6 protein-coding genes are annotated in these 21,360 nt (G+C 46.7%); all 6 read left to right on the plus strand.

Annotated elements, in window-relative coordinates; translation table 11 throughout:
* Positions 1 to 65: 65 nt before the first annotated feature.
* The 6 genes from BN6628_RS26905 to BN6628_RS07485 all read left to right on the plus strand — a co-directional run bounded on the left by BN6628_RS26905 (position 66) and on the right by BN6628_RS07485 (position 21,068).
* Positions 66 to 3,542, plus strand: coding sequence for a carbohydrate-binding protein (locus tag BN6628_RS26905; protein WP_316245820.1), 3,477 nt, complete (start codon positions 66 to 68; stop codon positions 3,540 to 3,542).
* A 380-nt stretch (positions 3,543 to 3,922) separates the two neighbouring features.
* Positions 3,923 to 8,404 (plus strand): beta-L-arabinofuranosidase domain-containing protein, encoded by a 4,482-nt coding sequence (locus BN6628_RS07465; RefSeq protein WP_082926834.1) that lies wholly within the window; start codon positions 3,923 to 3,925, stop codon positions 8,402 to 8,404.
* A 98-nt stretch (positions 8,405 to 8,502) separates the two neighbouring features.
* Positions 8,503 to 9,699, plus strand: coding sequence for an Ig-like domain-containing protein (locus tag BN6628_RS07470; protein WP_068616084.1), 1,197 nt, complete (start codon positions 8,503 to 8,505; stop codon positions 9,697 to 9,699).
* Positions 9,700 to 10,286: 587 nt separating this feature from the next.
* Positions 10,287 to 13,991, plus strand: a complete 3,705-nt coding sequence (locus tag BN6628_RS25560; RefSeq protein WP_082926835.1) for a cellulase family glycosylhydrolase — start codon at positions 10,287 to 10,289, stop codon at positions 13,989 to 13,991.
* A 418-nt stretch (positions 13,992 to 14,409) separates the two neighbouring features.
* Positions 14,410 to 17,004 (plus strand): S-layer homology domain-containing protein, encoded by a 2,595-nt coding sequence (locus tag BN6628_RS07480; RefSeq protein WP_068616086.1) that lies wholly within the window; start codon positions 14,410 to 14,412, stop codon positions 17,002 to 17,004.
* Positions 17,005 to 17,027: 23 nt separating this feature from the next.
* On the plus strand, positions 17,028 to 21,068 hold the full coding sequence (locus BN6628_RS07485; protein WP_068616088.1) for an S-layer homology domain-containing protein: 4,041 nt from the start codon (positions 17,028 to 17,030) through the stop codon (positions 21,066 to 21,068).
* Positions 21,069 to 21,360 lie beyond the last annotated feature (292 nt).

Consider the following 21,360-nt stretch of genomic DNA (forward strand, 5'->3'; position numbering starts at 1 on the left):
ATCAATTATTCATGAAAGGTGGAGATTGTTCAGTGAAGAAGTGGAAAAAACTATTAACGATTTCAATGACAATGGCTTTAACTCTAGCTTGTGCATTCATACCGGGCCCGATTACAAATAGGGCAGAGGCTGCAGCAGCTGAGCTCACTCCGGCACTAGCTAAAACGCCTGGGAAAGGCAATCCGCTGTTTACGCAGAAGTTTGGCGCCGACCCTTATGCAATGGTCTATAATGGCAGAGTTTATGTGTACATGACAAATGATATATTTGAGTACAATGCCGACGGGTCAATTAAAGACAACGGATATAGCAAGATCAATAAAATTACAGTGGTTTCGTCCGATGATATGGTGAACTGGACAGACCACGGAGAAATACCTGTAGCCGGACCAAATGGCGCAGCGAAATGGGCAAACAATTCCTGGGCGCCGGCAGCTGCACATAAAACTGTAAATGGCAAGGAGAAATTCTTCCTTTATTTTGCGGATAGCGCAAGCGGCATTGGCGTGCTTACGGCGGACAGCCCGATCGGACCGTTCACAGATCCGATTGGAAAAGCTCTCGTTAGCAGAAATACTCCAGGGGTAGCCGATGTTACGTGGCTGTTTGACCCTGCTGTGCTGATTGATGATGACGGAAGCGGCTATTTATATTTTGGCGGCGGTGTTCCGGCAGGGAAGGACGCTGATCCGGGTACAGCGCGTGTGGCAAAGCTTGGGGCGGATATGACTAGTCTGGATCTGGCCGCTAGTGGCGGAAAGGCTAAACCTATCAATCCACCATTCCTGTTCGAGGACTCAGGGATCAACAAATATAACGGGAAATACTATTACTCCTATTGTACGAACTTCTCCGGTCAGCATCCGGCCGACATACCTACTGGAACGATTGCCTACATGGTAAGCGACAATCCGATGGGTCCCTTCACCTATGCCAAGACTATCCTGCCCAACCCTGCTGCTTTCTTCGGCGTAGGAGGTAACAACCACCATGCCATGTTCGAGTTCAACGGGGAATGGTACATGACATACCACGCCCAGACCTTGGCAAAAGCAATGGCAGAGAGTGGGGCTGTTCCACAATTGAAAGGGCAGCCGCATGGATACCGTAACGCACACATCAACAAGGTAAGCTTTGATGCAAAAGGAGTCATTCAGGATATTACCGGTGATTACGCAGGTATTCCGCAATTGAAGAATTTTAATCCTTATACAAGGGTTGAGGCTGAAACCATAGGCTGGAGCGGAGGAATCAGCACGGAAAGCAGTACTGAGCCGGGAGCTATGGCAAGCAGCATAAATCTGAATGTCAGCAGCATCAATGATGGAGACTGGACAGCCGTATCCAAAGTTGATTTTGGCGATAAAGGCGCCGGAACGTTTAAAGCTAATGTGGCAAGCGGTTCAAGCGGCGGAACCATAGAACTGCGTCTTGACCGTGCTGACGGCACATTGATTGGGACACTTCCGATTTCAGGCACGGGCGGAGACAATAGCTGGAAGACAAAAACTACAATTATCTCCGGTGCTGCGGGAGTCCATGATCTATACATGGTGTACAGAGGAGCATCAACTGGTAATCTCTTTAAGGTGGATTATTGGCAGTTCGAGCCTAAGAGTGCGGCTCAAGAGCTCACAGCAATCAATGCCTCCATCGATAAACAAAAGATTGATATCGTAGGTGGAACGAACACGGCCAACATCAAGGTTACGGCTATTTATGCAGATGGAACAAGCAAGGATGTTACGGATCAAGCCGTTGCAACACCTGCACAAAGCGGTATCGTAAGTGTGAAGAACGGAGTAGTAACCGGTGTCGGATATGGCACTACAAGTATCGAGATCAGCTATGGCGGAAAAACAGATACAGTTCATCTTCAGGTAAAAGACTTGAACAGTGAACTGACGGTGAAGAAGCTTACCGTAGACACGCCTTCAGTTGCTCTGGATACTGGAAAAACGGCAGCATTTAAAGTTACAGCGGAGTTTGTTGACGGACATACCGAAGATGTAACCAAAACAGCAACCTATAGCAATTCGAATCCGAATATTGCAGAAGTATTGAACGGTACGATAACCGCCAAAGCCAGTGGAACAACCAATGTAACGGTAAGTTATAAGGGAGGATCTGGTGACGCGGTAACTGCGCAAATCAGTGTAATTGTTAATGCCCCTGTCTTTGTGGCCATTGAGGCGGAGACCGCGGCAGAGAACTCAGACCGTGCCTATGTATCTGGAACCGCGAACGGTCATGTATGGTCGCTGGTTGACGGTGAGACTACGAAAGCCATGCAGTTCCTGCCGGACGACGGTACTAATGTTACCCCAAATACCGATCCGGCCAGCCTTGCCGCCGGCTCCAGTCTGAATTACAAAATCAACGTTAAGACATCAGGAGCTTATAACGTTTGGGTCCTGGCCAAGAGCCATAGCTTCCAAACGGACTCCTTGCACCTGGGATTGGATAAACAGTATCAATTCACATCCAACGGGATTGAAGGCGTGAGCGGCGGCCAGTTCAGATGGGTCAATCTCAGCAACGGCGCGCCGGCAGTGCCTGGGGGATCACCGCTCAACATTACAGCGGGCGAGCATGAGCTGAACTTCTGGGGAAGAGAATCCGGGCTGATCATCGACCGGATCTATCTAACCACCAGCAGCTCCACGGCAGATCCCGTCTGGCCATCCACTGAACCTGAACCTAAAGGACCCGCAGCGGTGCTTTCCGCAGACAGCAGTGTGAAGCCTGGAAGCAGCTTTACGGTGGATGTCAGCTTGAACAACCTGGAACAAAGTGTGTACGCCCAGGATATTACCTTGTCTTATGATTCCAAGGTATTTGACTATGTGAGCGCGGCAGGTTCAGACAGCAATATCCAGATCGTCAAGGAGGACAAAGAAGCGGCCGGGAAGGTAAGGCTGTTCACGGCGAATATTGGAGGAGTGACCGGAGCCAGCACGCCGGTATTGAAGCTGACCTTCAAGGTCAAGGCCGGTGTAAGTAATGCGACCGGAACGATCGCAGTCACCGGGGCGAAGCTGGGTGTGGCTCCGGAGGGAACCGTCATTCAGGCGGCGGTTGACAGCAAGAGCATTTCGGTCAGCGGTGAGGAGCAGCCGGTTGTAGACAAGACTGCATTGAACGCCGCGATCACGAAAGCACAAAGCCTGTATGATGCAGCAGTGGTAGGCACATTGCCAGGCCAGTATCCGCAGCAAGCCAAGGATGCCTTGGGTGATGCCATAAGTGCAGCCAAAACGGTCCAAGGCAAAGGAAGTGCGACGCAGTCTGAAGTGGACAGTGCAACGGCAGCGCTGGGCACTGCAGTAGATGCCTTCAAGGCAACGGTAATTAAGGAAGTGTCCGCAGACCTGAACAAGGATGGAAAAGTCAATGTTGGCGACCTTGCAATTGTAGCTTACCACTATGGCAAAGATTCCACTGGCGCAGACTGGGCAGCGGCGAAGATTGCGGATATGAACAGCGATAACAAGATTGATATCACGGATCTTGCGTATGTTGCCTCCAAAATTCTCGAATAAGTTATTATATAAGTTGAATTTAAGAATTACTTATAGGCAAGAGTGTGAAATGATTCCGGAGAAGCGGAGCGTTCGCCTTTGTGATTAGACTTCTACCTATAAAAATTCAATTAAGAAGTCTGAGAACAACAGCGATCGTAGGAACATTTCATACGGCTGACTAGCATGTAAGTTATTAGTTCAACTTATATAGCAGCATGAACAACTGAACTCTAATTATGCCCTATCCCGAGATATAGCAGTCCATCATTGGGATAGGGCATATTAAGTTGAATATTTCAGATCTCTAGCTTTCCTAAAATAGATGCAATCCTCAATCGCTTTGTGACACAAGCTTATTCGGATTTTGCTTGATATTTTATAAAGAGGGAGAAATGTAAATGAAACTGTTAAAAGGTATAACCAGAGCAATGAGGAGGACAGCACCTCATATCATATCCTTAACATTGGTTTCCACGGCTGTGTCCGGTTTTTCCGTTTTCGCAATTCCGGCATATGCAGCAGCGTTGGATGTTTCAAAGCAACTGGATTTAAAGTTTGAAAATAATATTACGGATTCCTCCAGTAATGGGATTCAAGGGAGACTAAATGGCACCGCAAAATATGTGGACGGGAAGGTTGGTAAAGCTCTACAACTTAACGGAACGGATAATTATATTGATTTAGGGACGTCTTCGGCATTACAGCCGCAGAATCTGACTGTGTCTTTCTGGGTGAAGCCCGATGCTACGTTACAAGGCGAGCATATGATTATGTGGAACAAGCCAAATGGTAACTGGATGGGAGAAGGATGGTATTTAAGCATTCTGAGTGATACCGTTCCATTGAAGCTTTCCACAGGATCTGGCGTACAGGAATCATATGTTACCGGAGATCGGAGCAAATTCTTCCCAGTAGGGGAATGGACTCATATCGCAGTCACCTATGACAATGCAACAAAAAATGTGGTCATTTACCGTAACGGTTTCGCTCAAAAGGTTTCCTATAATAAACAAGGCGGAAGCATTGCGGGAAATAGTACGGATCATAAGTATTTAGGTTTTAACTCACCCTTATATGGCGGGGCCTATTCTAAGCTGAACCTGGATGAATTCAAGATTTACAGTGTTGCTGCGACAGATGAAGCTGTCCGGGATGTCTATAAATCGGAAGGTGGTGTAATTGACGAGAAGGTCATTGCACAGCAAGACAAAGATGCAATCGTTCTGCCTGAGACAACGAGAGGAAATCTGACTTTCCCGACACGAGGTATAAATGGAAGCACAATCTCATGGAGTACTTCAAATCCAAATGTTATTTCAAACACAGGAGTGGTTACAGATCCAGGGGCCGATACTCCGGTTACAGTACGAGCCTCTATCACTTACGGCTCAGTAACTTTAACCAAAGAATTTTCTGTGGTTGTAAAAACGAATAAATACTCAGGTGATTTTTCAAAAATCAAAAATTTTGACTTGGAGCAGGTAGAGGTTACAGACCCTTATTATGTTAATGCTCTCAATAAAGATGTTGATTATTTATTAAAACTTGATCCGGATCGTCTATTGTCCGGGTTCAGAACGGTAGCTGGTCTCCCTAAGAAGGCTGAGCTTTACAACGGCTGGGAAGGCAACTGGAGCTACCTTAGAGGGCATACATTGGGGCATTACATGACAGCGCTATCACAGGCATACAAACAAACAAAAGGTAATCAAACGCTGAACACCCAAATAAAAAGCAAAATAGATTACATCATCAGTGAATTAAAAGCATGCCAGAATGCAAGCAAAAATGATTATATCTTTGCAACACCGGAAACTCATTTTGATGTGATTGAAGGAAAGATCGAAGGTCAAAGCTGGGTACCCTGGTATACCATGCACAAAATTGTGGCAGGGCTTGTGGATATTTATAAATACGAAGGAAATGGAGACGCCTTGCAGATTGCGAGTAAGCTCGGAGATTGGACATACAACAGAACTCAAACATGGGATGATGCCACGCATACAAGAGTACTGAATGTAGAATATGGCGGTATAAATGACGCCTTGTATGAACTGTATAAATACACCAACAATGCGAATCATTTAACGGCAGCCCATATGTTTGATGAAGATTCCCTGTTTACTCCCATCGTTAAGGGTCAAGACATACTGGCAAATAAGCATGCAAACACACAAATTCCAAAATTTATTGGCGCTTTGAACCGGTATCGGACCTTAGGTGAAGCAGAGTCGTTCTATCTTAAAGCAGCGGAGAAATTCTGGGAGATGGTGGTCAACGACCATACCTATATTACAGGTGGGAACAGCGAGAATGAGCAATTTAGAGAACCAGGGCAATTGGATAATTACAGGAACAACATAAACGATGAAACGTGTAATTCCTACAACATGTTAAAGCTCACCAGAGAGTTGTTCAGACTTACCGGAGATATTAAATACGCAAATTACTATGAGAAAACATTGCAAAATGAGATCTTGGCCTCTATTAATCCGGAAACCGGTATGAGTACGTATTTTAAGCCGATGGGTACAGGGTATTTTAAAGTATTCTCCACATTCTTCGATAGTTTCTGGTGTGATACTGGAAGTGGTATGGAGAGCTTTAGTAAGCTCGATGACAGTATCTATTTCCACACCGATCAAGATCTCTATGTCAACATGTACTTGAGCTCAAACGTGAACTGGACCGAAGAGGGCCTTCAATTAACACAGCAGACTGATATCCCTGAAAGCGATAAAGCCAAGTTTACCATTAACGCGGCACCTTCCGAGGCCGTTAATATTAAATTCAGATCACCGGAGTGGGTTGCACAGGGCCAAAAAGTAGCTGTGGCGATCAACGGGGAATCCTTGAATGTAAGGGAAGCTAACGGATATATAGACATAAATCGAGTGTGGAAGACTGGCGATGTTGTTGAATTGACGCTCCCCTTGGAAGTACAGGTAACAACCCTTCAAGATAATCCTGAAGCGGCAGCATTTAGTTATGGCCCACTTGTTCTAAGCGCAGGCCTTGGAACAGAGCAAATGGTCGCGATTCCGCATCTTGCTTCACAGAAAGCAAACTTGCCTTCGGGCATTACCTATAAGGATTATATCCTTATAAAAGATGGGAATGTGAAGGACTGGATCAATAATGTCAAAAACAATTTGGTTAAGACGGAAGGAAAGCTCGAATTCACGCTGCGGAAAACGGATGAGGATCATCATTTGAAGTTTACGCCATATTACTCCTTGTACAAGGAAAGATACGGGATTTACTTCTATTTATCCGCACTGGATTCTCCGAATTTCCAGAAAAATATTCTAGGTAGAAAGACTGCGGCTAAAAAGGCGATTGCCAAGATCGACGAAGTGCAAATCACGAATGACCAGCACGAATTGGCTCATAACCTCCAAGGAAATACGGGAGGAGGCTCCTATGGCGGGGAACAGTATCGTCAAGCTTGGAGTGGGTCAGCGGGAGGCGCTTGGCTAAGTTATGACATGGCTGTTAATCCTTCCGTTACTAACTTTATTTCCACTAGATACTATAGCGGTGATAAAGGAAGAGCTTTTAACGTATATGTTGACGGTAACCTAATTAAGGAAGAAACGATAGCAGCTAAAACCCCTGATCAATTTTATGATGTAAGGTATGAAATTCCGGCAAAATTGATAGAGGGAAAATCAAAAGTAACTGTAAAATTCGCCAATAGGGGCGCGGGTTACGTTGGCAGACTTTTCGGAACGGTTTCCATTTTGAAAGACTATAATAATGACCCGAATCTTAAGAGTGTTACTGTAGGCGGGGCGTCCGCAACACTAAAGGATAATAAGTATTCAATTTCTCTTCCTCAAGATTCTACGGAAGCTTTAGTTAAATTCACTCCTGAGAACGCGAATGCTCTCGTATATGTTGATAACATCTTAATTGATGATTCAGTAGAAAGAAAAGTAACTTTACAATCTGACACGACTACTTTGAACGTTAGAGTGGTAGCCGAAGATGGAGTAACTGAGAAAGCATATACCGTAAGTATCAACAAGCAAGCACAAGGAGCCGCAGCTGCGCTATCAGCAGACAGCCGTGTCAAGCCAGGAAGCAGCTTTAACGTGGCAGTTAGCCTGAACAATCTGGAACAACGTGTGTATGCTCAGGATCTTACCTTGTCTTATGATTCAAAATTATTTGAATATGTGAGTGCGGCAGGTGCGAACAAGGACATTCAGGTTGTGACCGAGGACAAAGCGGCTGCCGGAAAAGTTAGACTGATCGGCGCCAATATCGGAGGAGTATCCGGAGCCAGTACGCCGGTTCTAAATCTAACCTTCAAGGCTAAGGCCGATGTACGGAATATGACTGGAACGATTGCGGTTACCGAGGCGAAGCTGGGCGTGGCTCCGGAGGGGACCCTCATTCAGGCGGCGGTTGGCAGTAAGAGCATAGCGGTAGGCGATGGTGATGAGCAGCCAGTTGTAGACAAGACAGCGCTGAAGGCTGCGATTACGAATGCACAGAGTCTGTATGATGCAGCTGTCGTGGGCACATTGCCGGGTCAGTATCCGAAGGAAGCCAAGGATGCCCTTGGAGCGGCTATCAAAGCGGCAAGAGCGGTCCAAGACAATCAAACCGCGGCGCAGTCTGAGGTGGATAGGGCCGCAGCAGCATTGGGTAATGCGGTAGATACCTTCAAGTCAGCGGTGATTAAGGCCGGGTCTGCGGATCTGAACAAGGATGGTCGCATCAATGTTGGCGACCTTGCAATTGTAGCTTACCACTACGGCAAGGATTCCACTGGCGCAGATTGGAAGACAGCGAAGATTGCGGATATGAACGGCGATAACAAGATTGATATCACGGATCTCGCGTATATTGCATCTCAAATTACTGACTAAACCTATCAAATGTGAAGCTGTGGACGGGGATTCTTCATCCACCGTCCACAGCCCCTACCAAATGTATTGATAAATTTCTATGGGGAGGGGATTTGTTCATGAAAAAAGTCTTAAGTTTCTTAATTTTGATCTTTACTTTATCGACTATATTTTCATCTGTATCCTTCGCAGACGACGATCCAATAGAGGTGACAGGGGTAACCCTTTCGCTCAGCCTTGAGGAAGGTTCAACCGCAATACTGACCGCAGCAATCACCCCCGCACATGCAGCTAACAAGGAAGTAACCTTCTCATCAAGCAATACAAGTGTGGCCACGGTCACTGGCGCAACTTATGATTCTGTATCTGGTACAACAAGTGTGACCGTGAATGCGATAGCAGCAGGCAAAACAGTTATTACCGCGACATCGGCAGATGGCGGCAAGACAGCGGTAACTCATGTGACAGTTGTGTCCAAGGCAGCTGCAATTGTGCTTTCAGCAGATAGCCGTGTGAAGCCTGGGAGCAGCTTTAACGTGGCAGTTGGCCTGAACAAGCTGTCACAAAGTGTGTATGCCCAGGACATCACCCTGACCTATGATTCGAACCTATTTGAATACGTGAGTGCGGCTGGTGCAAATAACAACATTCAGCTCGTAACTGAGGACAAGGCGACTGCCGGAAAAGTTAGACTCATTACCGCCAATATTGGAGGGATAACCGGAGCCAGCGCTCAAGTACTGGATCTAACCTTCAAGGTAAAGGCGGATGTACAAAATAGGACCGGAACGATTGCGGTTACCGAGGCCAAGCTCGGTGTGGCTCCTGAGGGAACCGTCATTCAGGCTGCACTTGACAGCAAGAGCATAGCGGTAGGCGATCAGGAGCAGCCGGGCGTAGACAAGACAGCGTTGACAGCCGCGATTACGAATGCGCAGAACCTGTATGACGGAGCTGTCGTGGGCACATTGCCAGGTCAATATCCGAAGGAAGCCAAGGATGCACTCGGAGCCGCCATCCAAGCGGCGGCAGCTGTAAAAGACAACCAAAGCGCGGCGCAGTCCGAAGTGGACAGTGCCACAGCAGCATTAGGCAGTGCGGTAAATACCTTCAAGGCCGCAGTAATTAAGGAGATGTCTGCAGACCTGAACAAGGATGGCAGCATCAATGTAGGCGACCTTGCGATTGTGGCGTACCACTATGGCAAGAATTCTACTGGCGCAGAATGGGCAGCAGCAAAGATTGCAGATATGAACAGCGATAACAAGATTGATATTACGGATCTTGCGTATATTGCATCTAAGATTCTTGAATAAGTGAGCTGTTAGTCCGTTTTGAATATACGTGCTGCTTTAGTTGGTTAAAAGTGAACATTAGTTTAGCCCTGTCCCGATAAGAGGGATAGGGCTTTTGCATTTATTTGTTCATCTGTGAAATGTATAGGTAACATCCTGTGATTTTCCAATAAATAATAAGTTATCGATTAATATAATATTAGCTGACATACACGCATTTTTTATCGATCCAATGCAGACTTTTACCATAATCGCCCTAGTAAGGCCCTGAATTTATAGATCATCATCTGGAAAAATATGTTGACACGAAATCGCTTACAATTTATAGTGATTTGTAAGCTTAACGATAAGCTAATACATCGTCATAAAGGGAGGGAGTTCATGAACAGAAGCAGGAAGTTTTATCTCTTTCAATAATCGACACAACACACTCCACGCCAATTGCTGCGCCATGCGGCAAGCCCAATCCTCATTTTTTACAGTCTTCTCTTGATCCCACCCTTGCTGACCAACATGTTAAGACATGATTAAATCAAGCATTCTAACACAACCAAACCTAAGACGTAACTGGATCTGTTTCCATGACTAAATTACGGAGGTTAATGTTAATGAAAAGAATGTTATCGTGCTTAACCATACTTGCTCTATTTATTAGTTTGATACCGCTTACAAATGCTGAGGCAGCGTCGAATGTGAATATTGCCCTTAACAAAGCTGCCGCGGCAAGCTCAACTGAAGATTCATCCAAAACACCTGCGATGGCTTTTGACGGAAACTCTTCAACCCGGTGGTCCTCGAGTTATTCTGATCAGCAGTGGATTAGCGTTGATCTAGGTACAATAACAAAGATAAGTGGCGTGAAGCTGAACTGGGAGGTGGCTTATGCGAAATCCTATGAGATTCAGACTTCAAGCGATAACAGCAATTGGACTACTGTGTATTCCACAACAACAGGTCAGGGGGGAATTGACGAAATCTCTTTTGCAACTAACAGTGCAAGATATGTAAGAATGTATGGCATACAAAGAGCGACGAATTACGGTTTTTCCCTTTGGGATTTTGAAGTGTACGCTGCTGATGGAAATCCAACCAATCCGGGGCAGACGGATATTGTATCCGGCGGAATTTACAAGCTGACTGCCTCCCACAGCGGCAAGAACCTTGAGGTTGCTGGCGGTTCAACTGCAGACGGAGCCCAAGTGCAGCAATGGTCCGATAACGGGCGAGCCCAGCAGCAATGGAAGGTGGTTGACGTTGGCGGCGGATATTACAAGCTGCTCGCTCAATCCAGCGGCAAAGCGCTCGATGTAGAGGGAGCATACACGCATGATGGAGCCAAAGTCCAACAGTGGACAGATAACGGACAACCGAATCAAAAGTGGAAAATCACGGATGTAGGCGGCGGATATTATAAGCTGATCTCCCAATCCAGCGGCAAAGCACTCGATGTGGCCGGAGGCTCAACAGCCGATGGAGCGAGTGTGCAGCAATGGGCCGATAACGGGAACAGCCAGCAGAAATGGAAGTTCACCGAAGTTACAGCGACACCAACTGATACCACCTCACCTACAGTCCCAACCAACCTAACAAGCCCGTCTAAGACGGACACAACCGTAACCCTGGCATGGACAGCATCCACGGACAATGTCGGCGTAACAGGTTATGACATCTACAGAGGAACTACGCTCGCAGGATCAAGCACAACAACAAGTTATACGGTAACGGGTCTATCTCCAGGCACCGCCTACAGCTTCACTGTAAAAGCGAAGGATGCAGCAGGCAACGTGTCCGCAGCAAGCAGCGCCTTAAGTGTAACGACTGCTCCAGCTTCAACTCATACGGGGTTCTATATTAATGGAACCACGCTCTATGATGCCAATGGGAATCCTTTTGTGATGAGAGGGATCAACCACGCTTACACTTGGTACAAAGGCCAGGAGTCCGTTGCGATACCTGCCATTGCCAAGACAGGCGCGAATACGGTCAGAATTGTTCTCTCGGATGGCCAGCAGTGGACCAAGGACAGTTTGTCCGCAATTCAGAGCCTGATCACCCTGTGTGAACAAAATAAACTGGTAGCCGTTCTTGAGGTGCATGACGGAACAGGCTCTGACAGTGCTGCTGTTTTGAACAAAATCGCGGATTACTGGATTGAAATGAAAAATGCATTAATCGGCAAAGAGAAAACCGTGATCCTCAACATCGCGAATGAATGGTACGGAACCTGGAGCGGAGCGGATTGGGCCAACGGTTACATATCGGTTATTCCCAAGCTGCGGAATGCCGGTATTAAGAACACAATCATGGTTGACGGTGCAGGATGGGGGCAGTATCCTCAATCCATTTTTGACTATGGGACCCAGGTGTTTAATGCTGATCCTCTGAAAAATACGATGTTCTCTATCCACATGTATGAATATGCTGGCGGAAATGCTGCAACTGTGAAAAGCAACATCGACAATGTTCTGAACAAAAACTTGGCCCTTGTGATCGGTGAATTTGGCATTAAACATACAAGTGGGGATGTTGATGAGGCTACCATCATGAGCTACAGCCAGCAAAAGGGAGTAGGTTATCTCGGGTGGTCCTGGAAAGGAAACGGCCCCGGCCTGGAATACCTGGATATGTCCAGCGACTGGGCCGGAACCAGCTATACGGAGCAAGGGAACGCGATTATTAACGGTCCAAACGGGATCAAAGCCACGTCCAAGATCAGTACTGTGTTTAACGGAACTTCCGATAATCAGGCCCCAACAGCCCCGGTAAATCTTACGGGCACATCACCGACCTACTCTACGGTTCAGCTGACATGGGCCAGATCGACTGACAACGTGGGAGTGGTTGGCTATAACGTGTACAAGGACGGGGCATTAATCGATATCAGCCAGACAGCAAGTTATACAGTAACCGGCTTGAAGGCCAGTACCAGTTATGTGTTTACTGTAAAAGCTATTGATGCTGCAGGAAATGTCTCCTCTCCCAGCAATGCGGTAAGCATTACAACGAAGGACAGCAATGACGTTACGCCTCCAACGGCGCCAGTTGGTCTGACTGCGGTGGCAGCCATCACAACTGCTAAACTTGCATGGTCTGTCTCGACAGATAATGTAGGTGTGGCAGGCTATTATGTATACAACAATGGCGAAAAAATCGGTTCAAGCACAACGACAGGCTACACGGCTGCAGGCTTGAAGGGCAGGACATCTTATACATTCATGGTAAAAGCTTTTGACGATGCGGGGAATCTATCGGATGCGAGCAATGAGGTTACGGTGACCACAGGCGATCCAGGTCATCCTCAGGAGATTGACCCGGGTGTCATAGATAATTATTCTACCTGGTATGTTGGCCTCAATGGTGCCGACAAGCCTGCAAATCCAACCATTGCTTCCCTTTCCCCGCTTAGTAATGGTGGGTTAAATATGACCTTTGACCTTAAAGCGGAGAATTATCCAGCTTTCCAGGTAGACCCGGGTCAGGCTGAGAATTGGAGTGCGTATACAAACATGAACCTCATTGTAACGAATCCAAATACCACTGAAGTTCAGCTGCAGCCGATTGTTAAAGATAGGGATTGGAAATGGGTTGAACTGGGCCAATACATTAAAATACCACCAAAAACAACCATGATGGCGACAGTTCCTTTATCAGGCTTGCAGAATAAGAATGTAAACCGGATTATTCTGAGGGTTCAAAGCGGGAACGGCGTGGCGGGTAGTATTCAGCTGCATACTCTCAGTTTTGATTTAGCGGGCGATGCTTATGCTTCTACTATTGCGGAGATGAACCGTCCCAAATCAGCCAGCTATTTCCCATGGGACTTTGAAGAGTCATCGTTTGCTGGAAATATCTCAAAAGGCCTGAACGGGGATACAATTTATGTTAATTATGCATCTACTCTTAGCAGCACGGTATCTGCCGGTGTAGGTACAGAAACCAAGCCAGGCCTTGGTATTGGAGATGACTGGTCGAAGTATGCCAGCGTCTCGTCTACCCTAACGAATACCGGCAGTACACCCGTCCGTGTATCGCTGGTATTAAGAGTAGGCGTCGGCTGGCTTTGGGAGGAAACAGGGGGACAGACCGGGGTTGATCCTTCGGTTGAAAGAGTAATCGGCCCTGGGGAGTCGGTTGATGTTGTGTATCCTCTGAATTCCCCAATATGGAAATCCGCAAAGACAGATTGGGTGAATAAAGCGGTTATATCTGATCTAACTAACATCAGAGGCATCCTGTTCAAGGTATACGCCGGTGATGGTGAAGCTGTATCTGCGGGTAAGCTGAATATAACGAATTTTCAGTTGAATTTTTAGAAAATTAAGCTAACTAAATTTGCATCTGTTTACCCCGGGGCTGTCCCATTAGACGGCCCCCTTTCTTTGTTGTTCACATCTATAGCTTCATCCCCCCGGATGAGGCTTATTCTTTTTTTAAAGCATACTAGGGAAATACGACTCTAAGTCTAAAAAGCAAATTTACGGCAAATAAAAGCTTGAGTTCTTACCTGCGTCTACTAAAATTAACCGGTTGAAATACCTGGTTTAGAATCGGTTCAGAGGCTGGAGATAGAATAGAAATAAAATATTCGACATAAAATGACAGATTATTATAAATACACAGAGTAAATTGTCGATATATGTTGTAAGATTATATCTTTTTTTAAAAGATGGGTGTTTTTGTAAAATTAAGCATGGCTTTTATTAATCAATTACACATCAGGAGGTACGACAGTTGAAAATATACTCACTGAAATGGGCAGTTGTCCTCGTTTCACTTCAGACGATGCTAGGGGCTACTGCCTATGCTGATGCGTCTGCTAACACCACTTTTTCAGATATCTCAAAGGTAACAAGCGATAAAAAAGCTGCAATACAAGAGGCTGTGAGCCGGGGGCTGTTATCGGGAGATCCCCAGGGGACTTTTCGTCCAGCAGCATCGTTAACTCGACAAGAACTCGCGGTGTTACTGGTAAGAGCCTTAAAACTGGAGCCCAGCTCGGATCATTCGATGTTTAAAGATGTGAAAGATAATCAATTTGCTGCACCATATATAGAAGCCGCACAAAAAGCGGGCCTTCTGTCAGGGGATGGAGCTGGAAATTTCCGTCCGAATGAGCCGGTTACCAGGGAAGAACTGGCCGCTGTGTTTGTTCGTGCGGTTGGAGGTACGGATGCGAAGAGTGGATCAATCATCAATCCCAAGGATCAGTTCTTAGTAAGCAATTGGGCGGCGGAATCTGTTAAAGCTGCTCTTCGTCTAGGGTTGATTGATCATAAAGATAGTAAGGTTAATCCGCAGGGATTAGTAAAAAGGGAAGATATTGCGGCTTATCTTCTGGATATTTTTAATACCCAAGAGCAGACCGCAGTAATTGATAGCGTCGATAGAGATATCGTCACCATAAATCAGGTTCCATATCTTATTGACGGGCAGTTGAAGGCTTTCATTGGCAATTCCAATAAAGAGGCATTAGTCGGAGCAAAACTGAAGTTTAACTCGCGCAACCGCCGTGTGGATGGCTTGAAGGAGCTCGAGATTATTCGGAAAGATGTTGTTCTGGATACGAATGGCCTGACTGAAGCCAGTGTGCTTAAGATTTCTGGCGACAATGTCCAAATTAAAGGGGATATTAAGGGGCAGCTTGATCTTGAGGAAGGCGCTTCGAATATTCAGTTATCCGGAAACGTAAATCATCTCACGGTGAACTCTAGCAAGGGAATTTCCATCAAAGGAAATGGTTCAATTAAAGAGCTTAAGGTTAGTAATTCAAACGCTAAATTAATATTAAATCCTGCTTTGAAGATCGATGTAGTTCAGCTGCCTAAGGACACATTGGTCGCCCAAGTGATCCAAAATTACAATGAAGTACGTCAACAGATCGGGCAGGTACAGGATGTGAATGGGAACGGGGTAACAGAAAAGCCTCCTGCAGCGTCTATCCCCAATACAACTGAAATAGGCTCAACACCAGAAGCCCCAAAAGTTAATCATGAGCCTAGTGTTATCTCAAAGATAGACGATGTTTTGTTCAGTGCAGGAGATCAACTCAAAACAATAAATTTGTCAAATGTTTTTACTGATCCTGATGGAGATACTTTATCATTTACAGCAGTTTCTTCGGATAGCGATATTGTTCGTGTTACTACTACGAAAAAGCTCAACGGGGACGAGTTGAACTTATTCTCCGTTAACTCGGGAACGGCTGTAGTTACAGTAACGGCAAATGATGGACATGGACATGCCATGGCAGTTACGTTTTCTGTTACAGTTCAATTTGCACCTCCGTCCTCCTCTAACCACGATCCCGTGGTGAAGAATGACCTGGCCGCGGTCACTGTAGATGTCACGGATGGAGTGAAGAAAATCAGCCTGGCGGATGTATTCCAGGACGAAGATGGAGATGCATTAACCTACACCGCGGAATCGTCGGTAACCGGTGTGGCCACGGTAGCGGTAAATGGCAGCGAGCTGACCCTCACACCAGTGAATGCGGGTACGGCAACCATTAAAGTTACAGCAGACGATGGAAAGGGCGGTAAGGTAAGCTCAAGTTTTACACTTACTCTGACTCCGGCTCCTCTTGTTAACCACCAGCCTGTTGTTAGCAATACGATCAGTGATGTTGGTACTGAAACAGGCGCCCAAGACAAAACCATCGGACTTTCCTCCATTTTTAGTGATGAGGATCAGGATGTACTCACCTATTCTGCAGTTTCATTAGACGCAGGCGTAGCTACAGTTTCCGTTACAAATGACCAGTTGAGCATTACACCGCTTGTAGCGGGAAGCACTACAGTCACGGTTACAGCGAGTGATGGCCATGGGGGAAGCGTTCAAACCAACTTCAAGGTCACGGTGCAGGAGAAAAAAGGGATCTTCTTCTCCGAGCTAGTCTGGGGGCAAAGTGAGGCAAATTTGCAAATCATAGAGATCTATAATCCCACTTCCGAGACCATAGATGCCTCCAAAATCAGAATTGAGCGCAGCGACGGCGGTGAACCGATTGTTATTAGTCCTCAGTCTGGAGCTTATGTTCCGGGGGGAGCAACCTTCACGATTGGGGAAACCATGTATTTTGGCGACGTAGACGTCCATGTTGATTACTATACAGATATGGGCTTCTACAACGATGATTCAAACCCAGTTACACTTTCACTCTACTATGACGGTCAATTGGTAGATACTGCAGTATACACGCCTCATACGAGCAAGACCAGAATCTCTAATCTTACCCACGGGAACGCCGGCCAATACGAGGCAACGGAGTGGACTGATGAAGGAACGGATTATACGGACGGTCTAAATTCCTATAATGGGGTCGAATGAATAAATAGAATAGAGGGAACGCCATGAATTCAAAAACAAACAAATGGCTGGCTGCATTAGCTATAGCCGCTCTTGTAGCCCCGACGGCTTTGCAGCCGATTGCACAGGCAGCCAGTGGTTCATCGAGCAGAGCGGCCGGGGCCAACTTGCCATTTAACGACATCAGCAGTCTGGCTGCAGAGCAAAGAACAAGCATCCTGCAGGCCGTTGAAGCCGGGCTTCTGCATGGCGACCCTGCAGGATCATATCGCCCGACGGATTTGTTAACCCGTCAGGAGATGGCCGTCCTGTTGACCCAGGCCCTTCATCTTCCTGTTTCCAAAGCAGCTAAAAGCAGCTTTTCGGATGTTAATGCAAAGAGCTGGTCCAGTCCATACATTGAAGCGGTTCATCGCGCGGGACTCATGAATGGAGACGGCAGCCTCAAATTCAGACCTAAAGCCGCAGTGACCAGGGAGGAGGCAGCGGTACTGCTTATGCGTGCCGCGGGGCTAACTGTCACAGTGGAGGCCACCGAATCTGCTAAGCTTACCGACTGGAGCCGTGTCAGTTCATGGGCCCGGCCTTACGTAAATCTAGCCTTACAATCAGGTTCTATGGCTGCGGAGCAGAACGTATTCAAGCCCGGATCTCCCGTGCAGCGTCAAGATATCGCCCGTTTTTTGATGGCTACCTTTTTCCCGGAGAACCACTTGGCCCAGCTCCAGAAAGTGGAGGACGGCAAGGTCTTGATTAACGGAATTGAATACAGACTTGCGGATTCAGTAAAAGGAATTTTGCAAGCCTCTAACCAGGATGTTCTGAAGGGAGCCGAAATCCAATTTGAGGCCTCGAAGGGCACTGTTCAATCAATCTCCAAACTTGTGATTCATGCGAGCGGACGAGCCGCTTCAGGGCAAGCCTCTGAATTCAGCGGAAATCTGGTGTTAGAGGGACACGATGCAGTGGTGAATGGAGATCTGATCGTTGACGGCGATTATATTTCCATTCGTAACCTGAACGTTAAGAGGGATCTGACAATTACGAAAAATCTGGGGCATGATTTCTATGCCTCCAAGCTGACGGTCCTTGGGAAAACATCTATTCAGGGCGGCGACCAAGACACGGTGCTGTTTGACGGATCTGAGCTGAGCCATGTTGAGGTTTCTAAACAAGATGTACATGTGGTTACTCAAGGCAGTTCGAACGTTGCCAACATGACATTGACTTCAAACGCTACGATAGAGAACGATTCATCCTCTGCGCTGAAGCAGGTGAGCATCCTTAGCGGTGCTCAGCAAGTCAAATTACAGGGGAATATTCAGCAATTGTCAGTCAACAGTGATCAGCCTTTGACTCTTACAGGACAAGCCTCTATTAATACTATGGTTGTAAATAATGCTTCTCCAATCACCTTGGGAGTGTCCGGTACCGTTTCTAACCTGCAAGTAAACAATCCTTCTGCAAATATCAGCGTAAGCTCATCTAGTCAGATTGTGAATACTTCATTAGCACAAGGTGTTTCCTCGGCAACTGTGACTGGCAGCCCAAGTGCATCTGGTACAACATCGGGTGCATCCCAAGGCTCGTCAACACCAGTTGTGACGAATACGGCACCTGTCTTAAAGACGAAATACAGTGATCAAGCGATGACGACAGGCGAGCCAGAACTGCTGGTCGATCTGCTGGGACATTTCGTAGATGCGGAGCAATCCGTACTTAAATATACGGCGGTATCTTCAAGTTCAAGCATTTGTTCCGTGAGATTAGAAGGGACAGACTTATATATAAAAGCGGTCGGCAAAGGAACGGCTACGATTACGATAGCGGCGGATGACCAGGCTGGGAAAAAGGCGGGAACAAGCTTCAAGGTCCGCGTTAATGAGCCCCCAGTGTCGTCAAGCATTCCTGCTCAGACGAAACAGTTAGGGAGCGGCGACCTCACTTTATCTTTAGGAGCATTTTTCACGGATTCTGAGAATGATCCATTGACTTATGAAGCTGCTATTAATGATCCATCCATTGCCACATTTACCCTGGTTGGTGATCAATTGGTCATCACTCCGATAAAGACAGGGCAAGCCCAAGTTACAGTCAAGGCATCTGATGGATGGGGAGGCATTACGAATCAGCCGTTTCAATTGGAGGTAACGTCTGCCGCTAACAGAGACCCGGTAGTTAATCAGAAGCCTGCTAACCAGCTCATTACTGTAGGCGATGCCGATTACATCCTTGACCTGTCACAGGTATTCCTTGATCCGGATGGCGATCCCGTCCATATTACAGCGGAATCCTCGAACTCATCTGTTGCGACTGTATCGGTTAACGGGAACCAAGCTGTGGTTCATGCTCTTTCATCAGGAACAGCTAAAATCACTTTGAAAGGATCGGATGGTGGAGGAAACGAGGCTTCGACTGATTTTGATATAACGGTCAACGAACCTCCGACCACTGTAGTGATTCCTAATCAGACCAAAGAAATAAACACAGGCGATATCCAATTATCCTTAAATCAATATTTCTCGGATCCCGACAGCGATACCTTAACTTATAGTGTGCAGGAAATTTCCGACCCGAATGTTATGAAGGCAGCTGTCAATGGCGATGTCCTTACTCTTACACCGTTAATGACGGGCAGTACTTCGGTATCTGTCAAAGCTGCAGATGGCCGGGGAGGGGAAACTGTAGTCAGCTTCCAGGCCGTTGTTACGGATCAAGCCAAGCTGAATCAGAGTCCAGTCGAAATTCAGCCGGCAGACAAGACGCTTACAGTAGGCGATCCGGTTTATTCTCTTGATCTTGGCTCCGTGTTTACGGACCCTGACGGAGACCCACTAACTTATGAGGCATCCTCTTCGGATTCTTTGGTTGCCACAGCAGAAGTGGATGGAGCTCAATTAAAGATTCAGGCTCTGAAGGCAGGAACAGCAACCATTGGTGTTAAGGCTGTGGATGGTCACGGAGGGGAAGCTTCAACTTCCTTCAAAATAAACGTCCAATCAGCAGGTTCATCCACTCCGTCCTCCAATCATCCGCCAGAGGTTCAGGCGTCAATTTATGAACAAGTGCTGACTACTGGGGTTACTAACCCAAGAACGTATGACTTAACTCAATTGTTCAGCGACGCTGATGGGGATGCCATGACCTTTACTGCTGTGTCAGAATCAGGAAGTGTGGTGAACGCAGCGGTTCATAGCGGAATGCTGGACCTTACCCCAGGTACCCAAGCGGGAAGCACCAAGGTAACGATTACAGCGGATGACGGAAATGGTGGAACAGCCGCTTATGATTTTCGAGTAACGAATGCTCCTCTTGCGACTAATGGAATTGTTCAAATCCGAACGAAGCAGGGGGTCAACGATCCAATTACTTATGACTTGTCAACGGTGTTTCCGGGGGAAACCTCATTTAAAGTCTATTCGGGTACGGCAGACTCTACATTTGTGGGACCGATTCCGCTTAACGGCACGATGTGGACCTGGAACGGCGATCCTCTTCAATACTATTGGGTAATCGGGGCGAACGGTACTGCCGCTGTATTCCAAGTGTCCGCAAGCCCTCAAGGACCAGAAGAGCTGTATTTCTCACAGTATATGTCCTTGGATAAAACCCGTACGGCTATAGAGCTTTTCTATAATCCGGTAGGAGACACGTCTGTGCCTATAGAAAATGCGGGATACTCTCTTGAGGTTCATCAGTATAATACAGCGACAGGTACACCTAAAATTTGGTCCCAGCCTATTGACAAGTTTTATAAGGGGATGCCCTTTATATTTATTGATCCCATTTTCTATGACTTTTTTGATCTCGTTAACGTAGCTTATTACAACGTAGAGCTTGGGACAGATCCGCGGGGCTTGGCCCAGACGAACACCAATGTAACTACAGGTTATGTCCTTAAGAAGAATGGCGTAACTATGGATGTGCTGGGAGACCCGGATGGCAAAACCCAGTTTATGCCCAATGACGGAACTATTATTCGTAAATCAGGCATAAGAACCGGATCTTCGTCTTACAGTCTTGCTGGAGAGTGGAATTCTTTCCCTAAAGGCACGATTCAGTATTTTGGACGCCATACGCCATAATTCAGAGAAGGCGAAGAATTTGCCAAAGAAGAAGTCAGCAAGCGGGTGAAGAGCCCAGATGAGACAGCTGTAAGGGTTTCAAACGCCTTTTAGAAGATGCTTTACCTCCCGGCATAGTGGGAAGTAAGGCATCTTTTTTATACCGCATGCAATAAAATCTAATTTTAAATTTCGGACTTGGAGGCAGATGAAGAGAGGAATAGGGTGCCACGCCAATTGTAGAGGAATTTATCCCCGATTGTGATATATTCCCCCTTATATCTAGTTCCCGTATTCTTGATAATGATAGATA

Origin of the sequence: Paenibacillus tuaregi (assembly GCF_900086655.1) — a bacterium.
Classification (GTDB): domain Bacteria; phylum Bacillota; class Bacilli; order Paenibacillales; family Paenibacillaceae; genus Fontibacillus; species Fontibacillus tuaregi.

What these genes read in the sequence shown, in the direction of transcription:
- BN6628_RS07465 (WP_082926834.1), top strand. Translation starts at nt 3,923, where the DNA reads ATGAAACTGTTAAAAGGTATAACCAGAGCAATGAGGAGGACAGCACCT.
- BN6628_RS26905 (WP_316245820.1), top strand. Translation starts at nt 66, where the DNA reads ATGACAATGGCTTTAACTCTAGCTTGTGCATTCATACCGGGCCCGATT.
- BN6628_RS07485 (WP_068616088.1), top strand. Translation starts at nt 17,028, where the DNA reads ATGAATTCAAAAACAAACAAATGGCTGGCTGCATTAGCTATAGCCGCT.
- BN6628_RS25560 (WP_082926835.1), top strand. Translation starts at nt 10,287, where the DNA reads ATGAAAAGAATGTTATCGTGCTTAACCATACTTGCTCTATTTATTAGT.
- BN6628_RS07470 (WP_068616084.1), top strand. Translation starts at nt 8,503, where the DNA reads ATGAAAAAAGTCTTAAGTTTCTTAATTTTGATCTTTACTTTATCGACT.